The organism is Phocaeicola coprocola DSM 17136, assembly GCF_000154845.1.
Lineage (GTDB): Bacteria > Bacteroidota > Bacteroidia > Bacteroidales > Bacteroidaceae > Phocaeicola > Phocaeicola coprocola.
Genome location: NZ_DS981465.1, coordinates 1 through 20,850, shown reverse-complemented (window position 1 = coordinate 20,850; position 20,850 = coordinate 1). Strand labels below are relative to the sequence as shown.

General features: G+C 39.4%; 17 protein-coding genes. 12 read left to right on the top strand and 5 right to left on the bottom strand.

From position 1 onward, the window contains the following. Positions 1-110: 110 nt before the first annotated feature. The 4 genes from BACCOP_RS07750 to BACCOP_RS19245 all read right to left on the bottom strand — a co-directional run bounded on the left by BACCOP_RS07750 (position 111) and on the right by BACCOP_RS19245 (position 2,961). Positions 111-350, bottom strand: coding sequence for a DUF4248 domain-containing protein (locus BACCOP_RS07750; RefSeq protein WP_007567966.1), 240 nt, complete (start codon positions 348-350; stop codon positions 111-113). Continuing rightward, positions 337-783 carry an HU family DNA-binding protein gene (locus BACCOP_RS07745; protein ID WP_227994712.1) on the bottom strand — a complete coding sequence of 149 codons (447 nt, stop codon included), beginning with the start codon at positions 781-783 and terminating at the stop codon, positions 337-339. Before BACCOP_RS07745 ends, BACCOP_RS07750 begins: the two co-directional genes overlap by 14 nt. After that, on the bottom strand, positions 737-2,146 hold the full coding sequence (locus BACCOP_RS07740) for a replicative DNA helicase (RefSeq protein WP_007567962.1): 1,410 nt from the start codon (positions 2,144-2,146) through the stop codon (positions 737-739). The genes BACCOP_RS07745 and BACCOP_RS07740 overlap by 47 nt, the downstream gene beginning before the upstream one ends. Positions 2,147-2,346: 200 nt before the next feature. Beyond that, positions 2,347-2,961: a hypothetical protein gene (locus BACCOP_RS19245; RefSeq protein WP_007567960.1), complete on the bottom strand. Its 615-nt coding sequence runs from the start codon at positions 2,959-2,961 to the stop codon at positions 2,347-2,349. Positions 2,962-3,306: 345 nt separating this feature from the next. On the opposite strand from BACCOP_RS19245, the gene BACCOP_RS07730 reads away from it, so the two are divergent. The 12 genes from BACCOP_RS07730 (at position 3,307) to BACCOP_RS07675 (ending at position 20,104) form a co-directional block, all read left to right on the top strand. Continuing rightward, positions 3,307-3,735 (top strand): hypothetical protein, encoded by a 429-nt coding sequence (locus BACCOP_RS07730; protein WP_007567958.1) that lies wholly within the window; start codon positions 3,307-3,309, stop codon positions 3,733-3,735. Positions 3,736-4,214: 479 nt separating this feature from the next. After that, entirely contained in the window at positions 4,215-4,754 is a 540-nt protein-coding gene (locus BACCOP_RS07725; protein ID WP_148315623.1) for a UpxY family transcription antiterminator, read from the top strand. A 37-nt stretch (positions 4,755-4,791) separates the two neighbouring features. Then, on the top strand, positions 4,792-7,176 hold the full coding sequence (locus BACCOP_RS07720) for an SLBB domain-containing protein (protein WP_007567953.1): 2,385 nt from the start codon (positions 4,792-4,794) through the stop codon (positions 7,174-7,176). Positions 7,177-7,282: 106 nt separating this feature from the next. Beyond that, positions 7,283-8,401 (top strand): GumC domain-containing protein, encoded by a 1,119-nt coding sequence (locus BACCOP_RS07715; protein WP_007567952.1) that lies wholly within the window; start codon positions 7,283-7,285, stop codon positions 8,399-8,401. 15 nt (positions 8,402-8,416) lie between these two features. Then, positions 8,417-9,955, top strand: coding sequence for a lipopolysaccharide biosynthesis protein (locus tag BACCOP_RS07710; RefSeq protein WP_007567951.1), 1,539 nt, complete (start codon positions 8,417-8,419; stop codon positions 9,953-9,955). 15 nt (positions 9,956-9,970) lie between these two features. Next, the gene (locus BACCOP_RS07705; RefSeq protein WP_007567950.1) at positions 9,971-13,168 is read left to right on the top strand and encodes a polysaccharide pyruvyl transferase family protein; all 3,198 of its coding nucleotides are present in this window, start codon (positions 9,971-9,973) and stop codon (positions 13,166-13,168) included. Further along, a complete protein-coding gene (locus BACCOP_RS07700; protein WP_007567949.1) occupies positions 13,165-14,283 on the top strand; it encodes a glycosyltransferase family 4 protein in 1,119 nt (372 codons plus the stop codon). The genes BACCOP_RS07705 and BACCOP_RS07700 overlap by 4 nt, the downstream gene beginning before the upstream one ends. 21 nt (positions 14,284-14,304) lie before the next feature. After that, the gene (locus tag BACCOP_RS07695; RefSeq protein WP_007567948.1) at positions 14,305-15,462 is read left to right on the top strand and encodes an EpsG family protein; all 1,158 of its coding nucleotides are present in this window, start codon (positions 14,305-14,307) and stop codon (positions 15,460-15,462) included. A gap of 7 nt (positions 15,463-15,469) precedes the next feature. Further along, positions 15,470-16,705, top strand: coding sequence for a glycosyltransferase (locus BACCOP_RS19240; RefSeq protein ID WP_185150258.1), 1,236 nt, complete (start codon positions 15,470-15,472; stop codon positions 16,703-16,705). A gap of 2 nt (positions 16,706-16,707) precedes the next feature. Continuing rightward, a complete protein-coding gene (locus tag BACCOP_RS07685) occupies positions 16,708-17,742 on the top strand; it encodes a glycosyltransferase (RefSeq protein ID WP_007567946.1) in 1,035 nt (344 codons plus the stop codon). Further along, positions 17,739-18,914 (top strand): polysaccharide pyruvyl transferase family protein, encoded by a 1,176-nt coding sequence (locus BACCOP_RS07680; protein WP_007567945.1) that lies wholly within the window; start codon positions 17,739-17,741, stop codon positions 18,912-18,914. The genes BACCOP_RS07685 and BACCOP_RS07680 overlap by 4 nt, the downstream gene beginning before the upstream one ends. After that, positions 18,911-20,104 (top strand): Coenzyme F420 hydrogenase/dehydrogenase, beta subunit C-terminal domain, encoded by a 1,194-nt coding sequence (locus tag BACCOP_RS07675; RefSeq protein ID WP_040311927.1) that lies wholly within the window; start codon positions 18,911-18,913, stop codon positions 20,102-20,104. The genes BACCOP_RS07680 and BACCOP_RS07675 overlap by 4 nt, the downstream gene beginning before the upstream one ends. A gap of 32 nt (positions 20,105-20,136) precedes the next feature. Here BACCOP_RS07675 and BACCOP_RS07670 read toward each other — a convergent pair. After that, positions 20,137-20,850: transposase (locus tag BACCOP_RS07670; protein WP_007567942.1), on the bottom strand; the 714-nt coding region annotated here is incomplete at its 5' end.

Genomic DNA, 20,850 nt, shown 5'->3' with positions numbered 1-20,850 from the left:
CTTGCTTGATTTAATTATTACTGAGACAAAATCCTGTATTTTCGTGCAAAGATAATGTTTTTTGTTTCACCAGCCCCGTTCCCGTTCCGAAAAAACAGCCTCTCTTAATCTTACGGCTCCCCCAGTCCCCGCACGATCACCTCCACCTCCGGCTTGAGGAAAAACTTGCGGTGCTTGTCGTGGCCCAGTGCCGCCAGCCCTTCGCGGATGGACGGACAGCGGTACATCCACCGGTACAGATTGCGCCGTGCCGTTTCCGGCGAACGGTCGGGAAAATACAGACAAGCCAGCTCCGACTTGCCGTAGATACGCAGACGGAATTCCCCGTCGCCGTGTTCATTTTCTTTCATACCGCATCCCCTTTCCGGCACGTCCGGCTTCCTTGCGCGGCGAAACCCGTTCGAAAGCCGCCCCGTCCAGCATCCCTTTCAGCACCATGCCCGGACGGAAACGCACCCATATCTTGTTTATCATCGATTCGTGGAAGTCAGCCTCCAGCCGCACTCCCTCGCTTTTCACTCCCACCTGAAGCGAACCCAGCTCACCCAGACGGACAATCTCGCCGTTGCACAGCCCGCGGCAGACCTCCTCTTCCAGCGCTACAAGCACCGCCAGCGTATCGGCACGTGTCACCGTACACCGCCGCTGAATACGGCGCGCCATGTCGCCCAGCGTCACCTCTCCCCGCGCCTGTGCACGGGCATAATACGTCATCTCTGCCGAGATATCACGCGGATCAACCCGCGGAACCACCGAATAAGTCACTGCTCTTTCCTTCATCATTCTTCCGTTTTAAATTGTTTGCCGGCGCAGTCACAGGCGTACCCGCGAACTCGCCGATTTTCGTCATGCTGGGATTATACCCGTAATATACCTTTCCCGTCGCCCCGTTGCGGTGCTTGGCTACCGTGGCGATGCCCATGCCCCGCGTAGACCACCCCGTATCGGGATCCACCCGGATGTGATAACGCTCCGGACGGTGCAGCAGAATCACCAGATCGGCATCCTGCTCGATGGCCCCGCTCTCGCGCAGGTGACGCAGCTCCGGACTCCCCGCCCGGTCTTCCGCCTGACGGTTGAGCTGGCTCGACACGATGACCGGACAGCCCAGCGAGCGCGCCAGCCCCTTCAGCTTGCGGCTGCACTCCGCCACCTCCTGTTCACGCGTACGCCCCGGATTCACCGTGGCAAGCAGTTGCAGATAGTCGACGATAAGCAAGCCCAGCAGCCCCTTTGCCCGCAGCGACTTGGCGATGACACACAACTGGTCGACGTTGATGTACGGCGTATCGTCGACATGTACCGGCAGCGCGCTCATCCGTTCCGCCGTACGGTGCACATCCTCCACCTCCTCCGGCGAGAGCCTGCCCTGACGGATACGCAACGGATCGGCCGAACTCTCCGCCAGTACCATGCGCTCGCCCAGTTCCGAAGCCGTCATCTCCAGCGTGAAGAACACCACCGGCACACCCGCCATCGCCGCCTGACGCGCAAAGAACAGGTCGAGTGCCGTCTTCCCGTCGGCCGGACGCGCCGCCGTAAAAATCAGGTTGCCCGGCTGCCATCCCCCTGTCATCTCGTTCAGCCGCTGCAAGCCCGTAGGCACACCCGTCAGCCCGTTCACAGCCAGTTCCTGCCGGCGGTCCACCAGCGCCACCGTATCATCCATCACCTCCGGCATGGGGTGCAAGTGATTCTCCAGCGGCGAGTCCTCGAGCAGCGCCCCCAGTTCCCGCTGCGTATCAATCAGCACATCATACACATCACACGTCATATCGTTTGCCGCCGCCAGCTCCCGTGTCAGCGCCTCCACCAGCTTCCGCCGCAGGTAATACTGAAACAGGATGCCGCAATGATACTCCAGGTGAGCCGACGTAGCCACCCCCGCCGCCAGTTTCGCCACGGCAAACGGACCGCCCGCATCGTCCAGCCGTCCCAGAGCACGCAGCTCCTCGGTCACCGTCAGCATATCCACCGCCGCTCCCCGTGCATACAGCGCGTTTATCGCCTCAAACACCACCCGGTGCGCCGTCAGGTAAAACATCTCGGCACGCAGACTTTTCAGCACCACCGCCTGAGCCGAACGTTCCAGCAGGCACGCCCCCAGTACCGCCCCTTCTATTTCTTCCGCATAAACCATCCCCATAATCCTAAAAATATGACTGCTGTCAGATACTGCTTTTCACATTACTGAAAATCCGATTGCCTTTACGGATAATCCCTCCTGTTAAAATTATTGCTTAATTCTTATATATCAACAAGTTAGTGAGGGTTTGAAAAGTTTTATCGGACAGCAATGATTGACAATTTAAAAAGTTTCATCAGACAACACAGATAAAAATATAATCAATTGAGTACAAAACTCTTCATCTGCAAATACTTCAGCGCCGTACGAGCCCGGTCGATAGACGGCAGCATACAGAGATACATCTCGATGTTTCCCACCGCCTCCTCTCGCTCGGCCAGCGTCAGCTTCCCCCACGCCTTGCGCGCCGCCTCGATGTCGAGGGCAGGCTGCCGCGTCATGTCGTGATACTGTTCCCAGAACACCTCGAACATCTCGTCGCCCGCGCTCCTGCGCCTTCCGTCCGCACCGTTTTTCACCCGCATGCGGCACAGCGTATCGTAGTGCAGCAGACGCAGCTTCGAACAGTTCTGCACCTTCATCACCTCCACCACACCGTTCTGCTCCAGCTCTCCGATAAAGTGGTTCACATGCCTCCGGCTCCAGGCGAAGCGCAGACTCAGCTCCCTTCCTGAGAAAAACAGCTCGCCCCGTTTCAGGCATCCAGGGGTATCACCCTGATCGGTAAAGCACGCCGCCATGAGCAGATACACATACGCCTGCGAGTCGGAATGCCACTTTCCATACATTTCGGCAAACATCTGGGTAAGCAGTCGCCTCGAAAGTACCAGAAAGCCCAGATTGCCAGGATTTTTCATAGTTGTTATCACCTCCATAATTCTTCATTTTTTTACGCAACCCGAAAGGGCGGGCCACCACCGTCACCAAAGTGTAGCATAGCAAACCCGCAGAGTTACAAGTTATTACAATGTCCGGCGGACCACAAGAGCACCACCAGGGTTGCCACCCTTTCCTATTATATATTAAAAGAAAGAGTAAAAGCAAGGGAAGTTTTTCTCGCAAAGAAAAACGTTCAGCCACGATTTTTCCGTTATCTTTGTGTCATCAACAGAACCTGACAGGTAAACTTCCGTTCTTGTCTTTCACCGGTAAAAATACCGATTGGCAGAGTATTAATTACTGCCCTATACGGCAGAGATAACCCCCGAGAGACAAGACTAATGAAATATTTCGAAAAATTATACGCTTCGTGCGAGCCTACGAAGCAACAGACAGACGAGTGGCTCAAAGAATTAAGAAAGTTCATCGATACACTTTGCGCCCTGTCGCACGTATCGAAGTCGGAAATCCAGCGCATCACGGGCATCGGCACGCATACGTGTTTCGACACCGTCCGCAACTTCCGTTTCAAGACGCTGGCCACCTTCTTCAAGGCAGCCGAACAGGTGTGCGAGATAGATTTCGACGTAACTACCCTGAGGCTGATCATAGAGAGCTGCATCATGCACAAGACGAACCTGATAGTACGCGAGGCCGATCCCGACGAGGAGCCGGGAGAAAACGAGTTCAGGATTCTGAAGCAGCTTTCCGTGGGCACGGACTCCCGAAAAGGCAGCCCGACGGAAAAAAAAGCTGAAAAGTTGAAGTAAACATCAGGAAGTTTACCCGGATATTCGTACAAAAGCTCCGGCTTTTCGTACGAATATCCAAAAAAATCTCCGGACATTGCCTGCACATGATGCCGGCATCCGGAGATTTTTTTTGTACCAATCGACAAAAAAACGGATAAATTGACAAGCCAGCCCGTTTGCGTCCACATTCGGAAAAAGACGGCAGTCCTTGTGTAAAAATAAAAAAATTGAACAATCATATCTAAAAAAAGGGTTAAAATAAACCTTTCTGCATATAAATTTGTTATCTTTGCGCCGAAGAACGACTTCCTATGCGGCTGTGGGAGCGGATCCTAGACAGAAGCACGATGTGCGTCATCTTCCGTTTTTGGAGATAGCAAACTGATTCATAGTGTTTTTCAGACGCTAGGAAGGAGAGAGAGGTGCATCCGTACCTCAACAAACATTCAATCAAGAAAAAAGGGAACAAAAAACCAGAAGGACAAACATCCACAGACATGGAAAAAGAACAGGTATGGCTTCCCCTGCAGACGGTGTACAACAAAGAACTTACAGTAGCCGCCTATCTCAAAGAGCAGGGCATCGAGCATTACATCCCCATGACATACGAGCTCCGCGACACCGGACGCGAGGGTGAATGCAGCCATGTACTGGTACCGGCCATCCATAACCTGATTTTCATCCACTGTCCTTATGACGCCAACTGGTGCCGGCAGTTCGCCTCCGAAGCCCCGCTGCCCGTCTATTTCCTGAAGAAGGAACGCAACGGCAATGACTACTGCACGGTGAGCGAACGCGACATGCAGAACTTCATGCATGCCACCAACCCCGACATCCAGGGCACGCGGTTCATCGATTCCGAAAAGCTTCGCGGCAAGCGCAGCGTCCCCGTCCGGGTAGTACGCCGCGGTCCGCTCTACGGTGTGACCGGCAAGTTCCTCCGCTACGGAGGCCGCCACTACATCGCCATCGAAATGCCCCAAAGCACCGCCCTGCTCAAAGTGAGCTACACCTGGTGCGAAACCATCGAAGAGTAAATTCAGAAAAACAATATAAAATCACTAACAGACAAGCATGAAACTAAAAGCTTTATCACTTGTTATTTTTATGGCATGTTCGCCCCTGCTCATGGCGCAGTCGGGCATGACCGACCAGCAAGTGCTGGAATATGCTAAAGATGGAGTAAAACAAGGCAAAGACCAGCGTACCATAGCTACCGAGCTGGCACGCCGAGGCGTAACCCGCGAACAGGCGGAACGCGTGAAGAAAATGTACGAACAGCAGACAGGTACCGCTGCCGGCGACATGACCGGAACCGCCAAAGCCGAAGCACGCCTGCGCGAGCAGACACAGGAAGACAATTCCACCATGCTCGACGAACAGCCACAGGCACAGGAAGTGGCACAGCAGGACGCCGTATTCGGCCGCAACATCTTCAACACCCGCAACCTTACGTTCGAACCGAACGTCAACATAGCCACCCCGCCCAACTACCGTCTCGGTCCGGGCGATGAAGTGGTAATCGATATCTGGGGAGCCAGCCAGAACACCATCCGCCAGCAGATCTCGCCCGACGGAACCATCAACCTCGAACAGCTCGGTCCTGTATTCCTGAGCGGCATGAGCATCGAGCGCGCACAGCAGTACCTCACCAGCGAACTCCGCAAGATCTATTCCGACCAAAGCAACCAGATACGCGTCACGCTGGGCAACACCCGCACCATCCAGATCAACGTGATGGGCGAAGTGGTACAGCCGGGAACCTACGCCCTCTCGGCCTTCTCTACCGTATTCCACGCCCTCTACCGTGCAGGCGGTGTGAGCGACATCGGTAGCCTCCGTAACGTGAAAGTATCGCGCGGCGGACAGATCGTAGCTACGGTAGACGTTTACCAGTTCATCATGCAGGGCAAGACCCGCGACGACATCCGCCTGGAAGAAGGCGACGTGATCATCGTTCCTGCCTACGAAGAACTGGTACAGATTACAGGCAACGTGAAACGCCCCATGCGCTACGAAATGAAAAAAGGCGAAACCCTTTCTACCCTGCTGAAATATGCCGGCGGATTTACCAGCGACGCCTATACCAAGAGCCTGCGCATCGTGCGCCAGAACGGTAAGGAATATCAGGTAAACACCGTGGATGACACCGACTACAGCGTATGCCAGCTGCACGACGGCGACGTAATCACCGCCGAAGCCATTCTGGACCGCTTCACCAACAAGCTGGAAGTGCGCGGCGCCGTATACCGTCCGGGCATCTACGAGCTGGGCGGCAAGCTGAACACCGTACGCGAACTGGTAGAGAAAGCCGACGGACTGATGGCAGACGCCTTTACCGGCCGTGCCGTACTGTACCGCGAGCGTGAGAACAAGACCCGCGAAGTGAAGCAGATAGACATCCGCGCCATCATGGACGGCAGCCAGCCCGACATCCCGTTGCAGAAAAACGACGTACTCTACATCCCCAGCATCCACGACCTGGAAGACCTGGGCAACGTACAGATATTCGGCGAAGTAGCTCATCCGGGCGACTATCCGTATGCCGACAACATGACCCTCGAAGACCTCGTGATCACCGCAGGCGGTCTGCGTGAATCGGCTTCCGTAGTACGCGTCGACGTGGCACGCCGCGTAAAAGATCCGAAGAGCACCGAAAGCCCCGCTACCATCGGACAGAACTTCTCTTTCGGCCTGAAAGACGGCTTTGTGGTAGACGGCGAACCGGGATTCACCCTCCAGCCTTACGACCAGATATTCGTACGCCGCAGCCCGGGCTACAGCGCACAGCAGAACGTGGTAGTAGACGGTGAAGTGCTTTACGGCGGAACCTACGCCCTGAGCAGCAAGAACGAACGCATCAGCAGCATCATCGCCAAGGCAGGAGGCGCCACTCAGTTTGCCTACGTCAAGGGAGCCAAGCTTACCCGTGTGGCAAACGAAGAAGAAATCCGCCGCATGCAGGACGTAGTGAACCTGCTCCGCCGCCAGGTAGGCGACGCCATGATCGACTCCCTGGGCATCAACGTACAAAGCACCTTTACGGTAGGCATCGACCTGGAAGCCGCCCTTGCCAACCCCGGCAGCGATGCCGACATCGTGTTGCGTGCAGGCGACGTGATCAGCGTGCCCGAATACAACAACACCGTGAAGATAGACGGCGCCGTGATGATGCCGAACACCGTATCCTATCAGGAAGGCGAAGGCGTGAAATACTACATCAACCAGGCAGGCGGCTACGGCCAGAACGCCAAGAAGAGCAAGAAATTCATCATCTACATGAACGGCCAGATAGCCCAGGTGAAAGGCAGCGGCAAGAAACAGATGGAACCCGGGTGCGAAATCATCGTGCCCAGCAAACGCAAGAAGCAGTTCAACATCGGCAACGTTGTCGGCCTGACAAGCTCTATTGCCTCACTGGCGACCATGACAGCTGCCATTACGGCATTGATTAAGTAAACTACTGATTATAAACAGCTACAGGAAGCGCGGTAAGGAAGATTTTACTGCAACTTTTCTCACCCACCGAGCCGTGCCGACTGTAGCCTTTTCCCTATAAGCATCTATGAGCGAAAACAAAAACTATCAGCATCCGGACGTACAGGAAGCGGAAAACGATGAACTCGAAATAGACTGGATGGAGATACTGCGTAAAATCATCGCCATCCGCAAAACCCTCTACAAGGCTGCCGGCGTAGGCGTGGTGCTGGGCATTATCATTGCCCTGAGCATCCCCAAGCAATATACCGTAACAGTCACTCTTTCTCCTGAAATGGGTGGAGATAAAGCAAGTGGAGGACTTGCTAGCCTGGCTTCCTCTTTCTTAGGCGGAGGAAGTAATAATAATTCTGATGCCTTGAATGTAACATTAGCGCCGGATATTGTATCTTCTACTCCGTTCATTTTGGAGTTATTCAATACTCGTGTACAGACACTTGATGGAGAAATTGATACTACATTAGTAACATACCTAGATGAACAGAAAGGTCCTTGGTGGGGATATATAAAATCGGCTCCTAGTATGGCTATCAAAGCTATTAAATCATTATTAACGGACAGAACTGATACAATATCTATCTTAAATCCATTTCAACTAACCTATCAAGAAAAGAGTAAAGTAGAATATTTAAAAAAGCAGATAGTTGCAGAGATAGATACAAGAACAGGTATGACAACTATTAATGCAACCTTACAAGATCCCAAGGTTGCTGCTATTATTGCAGACAGTGTGGTCGCCAAACTCCAACAGTATATTATCGACTACCGCATCAAGAAAGCTAAAGAAGACTGCACTTATCTAGAAGAACTTTACCACGAACGTCAGCAAGAGTATTATAAGGCACAAAGCAAATATGCCCATTACTTCGACTCTAACCGTAACATCGCTTTCCAAAGTGTACGTGCTGAACAAGAACGCTTGCAAAACGATATGAATCTTGCCTATCAGGTGTATAGTCAGGTTGCACAACAACTTCAGGTAGCACGTGCTAAAATACAAGAAGAAAAACCTGTTTTTGCTGTAGTTGAACCTGCAACTATTCCACTATTTCCCTCAAATACAAGCAGAAAAGTTATTTTACTTGGTGTCACAATATTAACTATATGCATTACTGGAATATGGCAACTTATAGGTAAACATTATTTCAGAAAAATAAAGTCAATAATATCAAATAAAATTTTATAGACAAAATTTCACCTTATGAATAATTCATCAGAAAACAATAAGCGGATTGCTAAAAATACATTATTATTATATTTCCGCATGTTGTTTATGATGGCTGTAAGCCTATATACTTCACGTATAGTTTTAAATGCATTAGGAGTAGAAGATTTTGGAATTTATAATGTAGTAGGTGGAGTAGTCGCAATGTTTTCTTTACTATCAGGTTCTCTATCTACTGCTATAAGCCGGTTTATTACATATGAGTTAGGAAAAGAAGAACAAGGAAATCTTAATAAAATTTTTTCATCGGCTGTAACTATACAAATAACCTTAGCTGCTATTATTATATTGTTTGCAGAACTCATAGGAGTGTGGTTTCTTAATACTCAAATGACAATACCTGTATCACGTATAACTGCTTCTAATTGGGTTTTTCAAATATCACTATTAACTTTCGTCATAAATCTAATCAGTATTCCTTACAATGCTAGTATTATTGCACATGAAAAGATGTCTGCGTTTGCTTACATCAGCATTTTAGAAGCTATTGGTAAATTAATAACTGCCTACTTCATTAGTATATCTCCCATAGACAAACTGATATTTTATTCTTTTCTAATGTGCGTAATTGCCTTAATAATCAGATTTACTTATGGATATTATTGCAGAAAGCATTTTGACGAATGTACATATAGTTTTATATGGGATAAACAGCTGTTAAAACAAATGTTTAGCTTCGCGGGCTGGAATTTTATTGGTACAGCCTCTGCTGTATTAAGAGATCAAGGAGGAAATATTCTCATAAATTTATTCAATGGCCCAATAGTTAACGCTGCACGAGGCATTGCATTTCAAGTAAATAATGCTATACAGGGATTTGTAAATAATTTCATGATAGCTCTAAACCCTCAAATAACTAAATCGTATGCAGCTAACAATCACAAATATATGATGACCTTAATTTTTCAAGGGGCAAGATTATCTTTTTACATGCTGCTAATTTTATCTTTACCAATTTTACTTAATACTCAATATATCCTAGAAATTTGGCTAAAAACTGTGCCAGAACATTCTACCTTATTTGTGCAGTTAGTACTAATCTTAGCTATGAGTGAGTCCATATCGTATCCTCTCATTACTGCCATACAAGCTACAGGAAAAATCAGAAATTATCAACTCTTGGTAGGAGGCCTTCAACTATTGAACTTCCCCATATCATACTGCTTACTACATATAGGTTTTTTTCCAGAAATCATAATGATAGTAGCCATCATTTTAACTCAAGTATGTTTAGGAGCAAGACTATATATGCTGCAAAAAATCATAAAACTTCCGACAAAAGTTTTTTTAAAGAAAGTATATCTTAATATCATAATTGTCAGCACTTTATCTTCCATTACACCCGTTCTTTTATTCAGAAATACACCAGATACACTAAGTAAGTTTATCTTAAGTAGTTCTATTTCTGTTACATGCTGTATAATAATCATATACTATATAGGCTGCAACTCAACAGAACGAAATTTTATTTCAACAAAAACAAAACAAATTTTAAGAAAAATATTTACCCTATAATAAAGAGGTTATACAATGACTATTGTTCTAAACATTTGTATTTATATTTTTTCCTTTATAAACTTTATAAAAATTGGAGACGTCAACAACCCTCCTTCCGAAAATGGTTATGGAAAGGTAACATACGAATATAGTATTAGCGAAACAGAATTAACAAACGAATGTTACTGCTTTTTCCTCAATTCCGTAGCAAAAACATACGATCCTTATAATTTATATAATCCAATAATGGGAGAATATTTTTGGGGGGGAATTGTACGAAAGACAGATTCAAACGGTAACTTTGTTTATTATGTAAAGCCAGGTTTTGAAAAATATCCTGCAATAGGTATAACTTGGAACAGTGCAATAAGATTCATTAATTGGCTGAATTACAATTGGGAAAATATTAAAAACAAAAAAGATATTACTTATTATATATCTGAGACAGAAGGAGATGATAACCATGGAGCTTACAATACTCAAAAATATCTTAATAGTTCACTACATATAAAACGCAATAAAGGTGCACGATTTTATCTCCCCAATAAAAATGAATGGATCAAAGCCTGTTTCTATAATGGAAAGGAATACATAACAACCAATCAAAATTTACAAATAGCCAATTGTTATACAGAAGATGGGTGGAAATATCCCTACCCTCATCTATTATCTTCAGAAAAAGGTACTGTTAGTCATTATGGTACGATTAATCAAAATGGAAATTTAGGAGAATGGATTGAAGATCCATTTGGTACAGATGGAAGAAACTGGAAACAGTTCTTGGGAGGAAGCTTAATTAGACCAAAATATTCTTTAGATATAAATTATACTGAAGGAGATGCTCCCGATAAATCAATAGCTTCAGTAGGTATTAGAATTATTCAATTAACAGCATCAACAACCAAGCAAACTCCTCCAACTATTTCTTATACCCCAAAACATAATACACGCTTAAGCCAACAACAAGACGAGAAATGGATTAAAATTGGGGATATACAAAATGAAGGTGACCTATATAATCAATTTATAGGAAATGTAAATTATGAATATGAAATATCCAAATATGAATTAACGAATGAAGAATATGCTCAATTTCTATCAGCTGTTTGCAGATATGAAGACCCTTATCATCTATATAATAAAAATATGGAGATAGGAGCTATTGGCGGCATAAATAAAATAAAACAAAATAATGGAGAATATAAATATCAAGCTAAGCAAGGCTGGGAAAGAAAACCAGTTGTCTATATCAGTTTCTACGATTTATGCAGATATGCCAATTGGATGCACTATGGATGCCCCAATACTGGGAAATGTACAATCGGAACAACTGAAGGAACAGCTACTCAAGGGGCTTATGATACTGGCAAATTTGGTACTAAAAGTAAAAAATCAATAAGAAGGAATAAAGGAGCTAAATATTTTATACCAAACAGAAACGAATGGTATAAAGCAGCTTATTATGACCCAACAATACAAAGTAAAAATAAATATCATATATATCCGACTCAATCTTCAACACCTCCCAGTTTCCAAGAAGCAAATTACATGATTGACAATCAATTATGTATAGGGCCTCCATTTTACGTCTGTAATGTAGACTCATTCCAAAATGCTCCAAGCCATTATGGTACACTTCAACAGGGGGGAAATGTATGGGAATGGATTGAAGACTGGCAATTTAATAAATACGGTCATATTGCGCTAAGAGGAGGTTCTTTTTCGTACACAGAATACGGATTATCTTCAATAAATGAAGATCCGGGAGGAATCAATGATATTTCTTATGTATTTGGAGGACGTTTAGCAAGAATCAGTCAAGATACAGGCTATATTTATATTCCGATGAATGGAAAGAACTACTATTATTATATAATTTCTCAATTTTATCAATCACCCAAAAAGAGTTTATTAATTCTTTGTTGCATATTAATCATTTTATCCCTTATAATATTTACTATTATGTTGAAATTTAAATCTGTTATAAAGAACATTATTTATACACTTCAATATCTAACAAACATCATTATATGGATCTTTTTAAAAAAGAAAAAAGCGTTATTACCAACCAATGAATCCAGAATATTATACATCCCCTGCGACCCATGGAGCGTATGGGGCTCAAGAGGAGATGAAGCTATGATATATGCTTCGATGAAATTACTTAAAGAAAAGCATAAAACAGAACAATTTTATTTTATAACAAGCACAGATAAGGGTATTACAGAAACCCAAAATAGAGGTTATAAAGCTATAAAAGCATGGAAAGGGAAAAGTCCTATCTATCACATATCACAAGCACTAAGAGAACTTAACCCAACTCAGGTCATTATTATTGGCGCAGATTGTATGGATGGTTATTACAGTCCAGATGTCAGTTTTACCCTTATGGCAACAGCAGATCTTTGCTCAAGCTATAATATACCCTATCACATATTAGGATTCAGTTTTAATGAAAATCCGTCATGGAAAGTTAAACTCGCCTATTTATTCTGCTCCTCGGCTGTAAGATTTAACCTGAGAGATTATTTCTCACAGCAACGATTTGAGCATTTTACACATAAAAAATCAACACTTGTAGCAGATATGGCTTTCCTATTAGAGCCCAATCCTAATTTTTATGATTTTAAAGAATATCAACAATGGTGTCAGCAAGAAAAAAATAAACAACAAACAATTGTTGGATTTAATTTTCATCCAATGCTGAAAAAGAATCAAAGCATAGAAGAGATACATGAAGCTTGCTCTTCACTTGCAGATATGATAATACATCTATTAAACCAACACAGTGAACTATCGTTTTTATTTATTCCTCATGATAATCGAGGCAAATTATCTGATACAATAGTATTACCAATTATAGCGAATAAAATAAGAGAAAAAGGATATGCACAACGTATTAAAGAAATAAAGGAAGTGTATCACGCAGATGAAATAAAGGCAATAGCAAGTTTATGTGATATTATGATTTGTAGTAGAATGCACTTAGCTATAGGTTCATTAAGTTCAGGTGTACCTGTTATGGCAGCGACATATCAAGGTAAATTCCACGGATTATTTAAACATTACGGTTTACCAGAAGATTTACTATTATCACCTGCTACTTTTATTACAAAAGAATTCATTTCAACTTTTGAAAGACTACTTAAAGAGAAAAAAAGTTTAGCAAAAACTCTACAAGAAAAACAACCTGAAATAAATATTTTATCTGCAAAAAATATAGAAGAATGAAAAAGGTCTTAATTATCTCAGATACCCCAACTCACCCAACAAATACAGGAAACAAAATGTGCATATTATCATATGCTACATTGTTACAAGATATGGGATATGATGTATATTTCCTTTATTTTACACGAGAAAGAAATAGCAATACATTTACTCAAAATAAAGACTATTGGAGTGATCATTTCCTTTCTTATCAAATGTCTATAATACAAAAAGCTGTAATAAAAATAGTTAGGCATTTACCTTTTCGATGTTTTTCAGACATTTGGCTACACGAACCATGGTTTATAAAATCATATATAAAACAAATTCAGAAAAAATATAAATTTGATAGCGTTATACTAAATTATATTTGGCTTTCAAAAATTGCAAATTATTTTCAGGGAAATACTGTATTATTCACCCATGATGTTTTTTCATATAGAAATCTCCGGCTTAAAGGAAATTACTGGGTATCATGTACACCCAATGAAGAAGCAAAATGCATAAATCGAGTAAAAACTGTATTAGCAATACAAGAACAAGAAGCATATTACTACAAATACCTATCATACAAAGCAAACGTATATTGCATGTATAGCCCTTTTACTTTCCATAAGCAAGAAATACTCAACAACAAAAAATTACTATTTTTCTCCGGAAGCAATATATTAAATATTGAAGGCATAAACCATTTTATAAAAAATATATTTCCAGAACTTATAAAAAAGTTCCCTGATTTAGAGTTAATTATAGGAGGTGGAATCTGTAAACATTTAGAAAAAGATTTACGTACCACACAGATTATCTTAAAAGGAGGCTTTGATAATCCCGCAGACTTCTATGCTTTAGGAGATATTGTCATAAACCCTGTATTTAATGGTACTGGATTAAAAATAAAAACATTTGAAGCACTATCATATGGGAAAACAGTATTATCTTCAACTCATAGCATGGAAGGAATATTTTCACCTCAATCATGTCCCATTTATAAAGCTGACACAATAGATGAATATATCAGTCATTTAACCAATATATTGTCAACACCACATATTCTAAAAAACAACAGAGAACAAGCTGAGAGTTACATTGTTTCATTAGACTCCTACATTAAAAATATATTACATAATATTTTGTAAGTTATTATACAAAATAAAAATATGATTTATTATATATTATTTATATCCTTATTTTTAACCTCTCTATTAGATTTTACAAAAATAAACAAAGCATTTAAAAATAGACTTTTTATATTATGGATAATTATTTTCATTTTATTTAAAGGGTTAAGATGGGATACAGGTACTGACTTCAATCAATTTTATGCTTGTTTTAAGTATTCAGATTGGAGTAATATTTTTTCATATTGGAGATATGGTCCTGATACAACAAAAATGGAACCAGGATATATGTTATTAAATATCCTAATCAAGACAATATGTCCATATTACACAGGTTTTTTACTAATCACAGACACATTCATACTTTGCTCTTTCGGATATCTTATAAAAAAATATGTTCCAAATCAATCTTTAATAGCACTATCAATAATGATAGTTTCCACAGAAATATTTCCAGTAAGACAAACATTAACAACAGCTATACTATGCTATTCTATAATATTTATAGAAAAAAGACAGTTAAAATTATACTTATTAAGCATATTTGTTTGTTTTACAATTCATAGGTCATCATTAATCATGCTGCCTTTATATTGGCTATGCCAATATAAAGTTAAATTCAGACATTACATAATTATTTATATTGGATTGATACTCAGTCGTGCAATTCTCACAAATATATTAGCTAATATATTTAATCTATCAATCTTATCAATTATCTCAGCAGGATTAACAGACACATATATGGTTAATAGTAATGAAGTGTCTTCTTTTTCTATTTCTACAATTTTGAATTCCATTCTTCATTTATATCTCTTTGAATTTACCAAAAAGCAATATAAAGAAGAAAGTGAAAAGCAATATAATATTTTTACCAACATATATTTTATCTATTTATGTATTAATGTAATAGGAAGTATACCTGGTTTAACAATGCTTTACCGCATAAGTAACAATCTAATCATCGTATACCCACTCTGCCTAACATTATCATTTATAAAACTAAAAAAATATCATTTTTTAATACCTATATTTTTATATTTGGGATTATGGTTCATCAAATTAAAAGCCAATCCATGTATAGATAGCAATGGTCCTTTTTATCGAACATGCTATGAGCCTTATTATAGTATATTTGATAAGAATGATCATAAAGAATTTATTCGTACAAACAATTGGAGATATCCACATAAATAAATCTATCATGAAAATAATATTAATCACTGATTATACTCCAACAGAAGATAATTTCAACGGTCCATCAGCTATTACTTACCACATATTAAAAGAACTCAAAGATATACATGACATTTATATCTATACAACAAATGCCAATAAAGTATCATATTCTATGATACAAAAAAGTATCAAAACTTTTAATGGCAAATTGAAAGTTACTCCAAGAAATTTATGGATGAAATTATTAATTTCAAGAAAAACCCATTTCTTATTTAACTTTTTATATAAAAACAACAACATATCTCCTGTTTCTCGATATAAATTACCGAAGAATATTTTAGCTGAAATCACACAACTAAATCCTGATTTAATTTTAGTATATCCTTATTTTTTACTAAACGTACAAAAGCAATTATGTAATTTCAACATTGCAGCTATAGGGCCAGATTGTTACACTCTACATACATTGCGTGCATTTCAAGACTCTTATCTATATAGTTCTAAAAATGAAAAAAAAGAAATAAAACATCTTTTACAGCAAATTACATTAGAACAAAAGATAGCCCAATATACGAATAAAATATTCCTTGTTGGCATAGAGGATAATATTCAATACCAAACAATTATACAAAATAAAAATAAATCTTTTTTTCTTCCTCACCCTCATTACAACTTAAAAGAAAAAGATATCAATTTTATAAATAAGAAAAATTTTAGTGTTATTATAACAGGAAAATATGATTTATATACCTATTCAGATATCAATGCACTAACAAAAACTTTACAAGAACACCAATTACTATTATCTAACTTTCAGTTTACCTTTTTAGGGAAAACATGGAAGCCGATAGTTGAACAACTTTCCAAACAGATAAATGTAAGTCTTATAGAATGGGTAGAAGACTACACGAAAGAAATTATGAAACATGACATTCAGATTTGCCCTATCAGTTTAGGAACTGGAACAAAAGGAAAAGTATTAGATGCACTAGCCAATGGATTACTATGCATAGGAAGTAAATATGCTTTTGAAAATATCGCAGTGAAACACAACATATCCTGCATCCAATATAAAAATGTCAATGAAATACCTCATATACTATTATCTATTACACAATTTCCGCAAAAATATGCCGAAATAGCCCAAAATGGTAGACAACAAATCCGTACATACCATTCTCCTAAACTCATAGCAGATCTATTATTAAAACTAGCTATTAATAATGACAATCAGATTAATATAAATAACTATTTACAATAGAAATGAGCCCCAAAGTAAGTATTATAGTTCCAGTATACAATGTAGAAAAATACATACATCGATGTGTAGAATCTCTTATAAATCAAACATTAAAAGATATTGAAATTATATTAGTAGATGATGAATCACCTGATTCATGCCCATCCATATGTGATGAATACGCCCAAAAAGATGCACGAATAAAAGTTATCCATAAAAAGAACGAAGGACTTGGATTAACAAGAAATGCAGGACTAGAAATTGCTAGTGGAGAATTTATTGCATTTATTGATTCAGATGATTGGGTAGACCTGACGATGTACGAAACATTATATAATACAGCTAAAAATAATCAATGTGATACTGTATATTGCAGCCTACAATATTACTATTCTCCCAATAAAATAATTCCATTTAAAGAAGTTAATGAAGAAACATTCTTTCAAGGTAGAAAAGAAATAGATACTTTCCTACTAGATATGTTAGCTCCATTACCAACCTATCATTCTGATGTAAAATATATGGTATCTGTATGCAAAGCAATATATTCTAGAAACATAATTAGAAATCACCATTTAAAATTTGTTTCAGAAAGAATTATTGCATCAGAAGATATGGTATTCCACACTCAATATCTAAAACTTTCTGAAAAAATAGGATTTATACCTAAATATTTCTATAACTACTTCCAAAATGAGAACTCTATTACCCACACTTATACAGAAACTAAAATTGAAAGATTAAAGAAGTTCATTCAAGAAATGGATGTCACATTTTCCCAATATTTTAACCAATCTGAGTATTACATAAGATTACAGAGAAAAGCCTTGCATTATTTAAGAACCTCTCTTTACATTAAATATCAAATAACTAAATCACATCCATTTATAGAACAAATTAAAGAGTTTAAAGAGTTATGTGATGATGAAATATTTTCTAAAACATTAGTAGATTATCCATATCATTTATTACCTCTAAAACATAGACTCTTTTATTTTTTTATAAAATTTAAAATCACTTCTTTATTGATATTAATGTATAAACTCCATAAAGTATGAAACCGATCGGATTAGTAACTTGTTATTTTCATCATAATTATGGAAGCATGCTTCAAGCATATGCAACCGAAATGATTATGCAGCAAATGAAATTGCCATATCAAACGATAGCATGTAAAGCTCCTATCCTTTACATGAAAGAAAACAAAATACTTTATATTATCAAAAAACTATTAATAGCTGACTGGAAAATGAAAGTTGGAAAATTGAAAATAAAGTATTATAAAAGAAAATATCCTGAAACATTTGGAAAAAATGTCACATTAAGAGATTCATATTTTGATAGATTTGCTCAAAAATATTTCCATATATCTCCCTATTGTAAAAATAGAGAAGAACTAACTAAAATGGCTAATAACTATTCTGCTCTTCTAGTCGGAAGCGATCAATTATGGCGAACAGACAGTGTTGAACACGGATACTATACACTAGAATGGGTCCCCGATAATATAAAAAAGATAGCATATGCAACGAGCATAGGTGTTAAGGAAGTTCCATGGTTTCAAAAGAAAAAAAATAGAACATTTATGAATCGTTTTGACCATATTGCCTTACGAGAAAAAAGTGCTTGCGACTTAGTTTATAAGCTAACTGGCAAAAATGTGCAAGTTGTACTTGATCCAACTTTACTCTTTACAGGAGAACAATGGATGCATATTCAACACAAAGAACCACTAACTAATGGAAAATATATTTTTTGCTATCTACTTGGAAACAATCCAGAACAACGTCTATTCATCAAGAGTATACAAAAAAAAACTAATCTAAAAATTGTTGCATTTCAACAATTAGATGAATATATCCCTTCAGATGAAGGATTTGCAGACGAAGCTCCTTATAATGTAGGACCAGCTGAGTTTTTAAATTACATAAGAAATGCAGAATATGTTTTTACAGATTCATTCCATTGTTCTGTATTCAGTATTTTATATAAAAAGAATTTTTTTACATTCAGTCGATTTAGTGAAAATGCCAAACAAAGTACAAACACCAGAATTGATAATCTTCTAAACTTAACAGGATTACCCCAAAGAAGAATTTCCGTTTCAAGCAGTATAGAAGATATCTTAACTATGCCTTTAGATTATACTGGAGTAGACGAAAGGCTGAATATTTTGAGAGTTTCCTCATTAGACTATTTACAAAATGCATTGAAAGATATAGCAGTATGATAACTATCAAAGATAAATCACAATGCTGTGGATGTTGGGCCTGTGAAAATATATGTCCCAAAAATTGCATATCCATGAAAGAAGATAATGAAGGATTTAGATATCCTGAAGTAAATACAAAAATATGCATAGAATGTGGACTTTGTGAAAAAATTTGTCCTATCCAGAACACTCCTCACAACAATAATGAAATTACAGATAGCTATGTAATTCAACATAAAAATAACGAAATAAGAAGAGATAGTACATCTGGAGGTTTTTTCAGTGCTATATGCGATTATGTAATAGCACAAAACGGTTATGTCTTTGGAGCTGTTTATAATGAAAAAATGGAAGTTGTACATTATGGAACTAATCAAAAAGAAGAAATAAAACGATTTAGAGGTTCCAAATATGTACAAAGTCAAATAGGTAACACATATCAAGAAACTAAATCATTATTACTAAAAGGATATCTAGTTTGCTTCAGTGGAACCCCTTGTCAAATAGCAGGATTAAAAAACTTTCTTCGAAAAGAATACACAAATCTTATAACAGTTGACTTAGTTTGTAGAGGAAACCCCTCACCTCTTTTATTAAAAAAATATTTAGCATATCAAGAGAAATACTATAACAGTAAAATTACTAAAGTTAAATTTAGAGATAAATATTATGGCTATGATTTTTCAACTATGACTCTTGAATTTCAAAATGAAAAGATTCAATATCACTATGGAATGGAAGGAGATCCCATGCTCAAATTCTTTTTTTTAGACTTATGTTCAAAACCTGCTTGCCATCAATGTAAATTTAAAACTATTGAAAGAGTCAGTGATTTCACAATCTTTGATTGTTGGAATGCTAAATCATTTACCAAGAAAATGGATAAAAAAGGAGCAACTCATGTATTTATTCATTCTTCTAAAGGTCACGAAGTTTTCGAACAGTTAAAATCATATTTCCATTATCAAAAGACAGATATACAACAAGCTGTACGTCAAGATGGTTGTATGATTCTAAGCTCCACAACTCCTAGCAAAAATAGAGAGCAATTTTTCAATGATTTAAATAGTTTACCATTTGATAAAGTTCAAAAAAAATATTTCCCACTTACATTAAAAAGAAAGCTCATTATCAAGTTAAAACCTTTTCTCTATTATATAGGAGTTTTCAAATTCTACATGAGGCTAAAAAATAAAAAGCATGCTTAAATTTATAATAGTTCGTTAAAAATTCGCCAAGCCTAAGCGGCTCTGGCAGTAAATAAAATGAGTTCTTTGAAAAGTTTGTCAATAACTTGCATGTCTGGGTTAATCCCGAACACGCAAATAAATCGTTCAAGCATATAAGCATTGTGTATGAATGACTTGCAAGAGGATATGGAATAGGCTATTCCGAGCCTCTTACATGCCGCTTTGGCCAAGTTGACAGCTGCGAGCGATGCATTGAAGTGAAAATCCAACTTCCTGAAGTCGGTTGACTGGCAGTTGGTGATTCCTGCATGCTGCTTGCCATCTCTAAAGCAAAATTCCAGTTGGAACCTGGTTCTGTAATAATCCAGCACCTCACGTCCATCCATGGAATCGTCTGTAGAGAAGTAAAGCTGCCACTTGTCTGTCCTCCCGTCCATCGGATACCAGACGGCTAAGGAAACATACCTTTTGAGAGCTTTTGCATATACCCTCAATCCGTATAGCTTTCCTTTGTTCACCTCGTATTCCTTGCACCGGGTCAAATCCAGATTGGCAAAGTCAATCCTGCCGTCAAACCACTTGGGATGACCACGTTTTCCTGTTTTCTGCTCCAATGTCGGATAGTACAGGATTACGTCATTCCGAAAGCGGCTGATGACATGGAAATCGTTCTCACACATAGGTGTTATGAATGTTTCCTTGGAAAAGAATGCGTCTGCAACCACCCTTTTGGACAGGCTCTGTAGCTTGTCTTTTCTACTGAT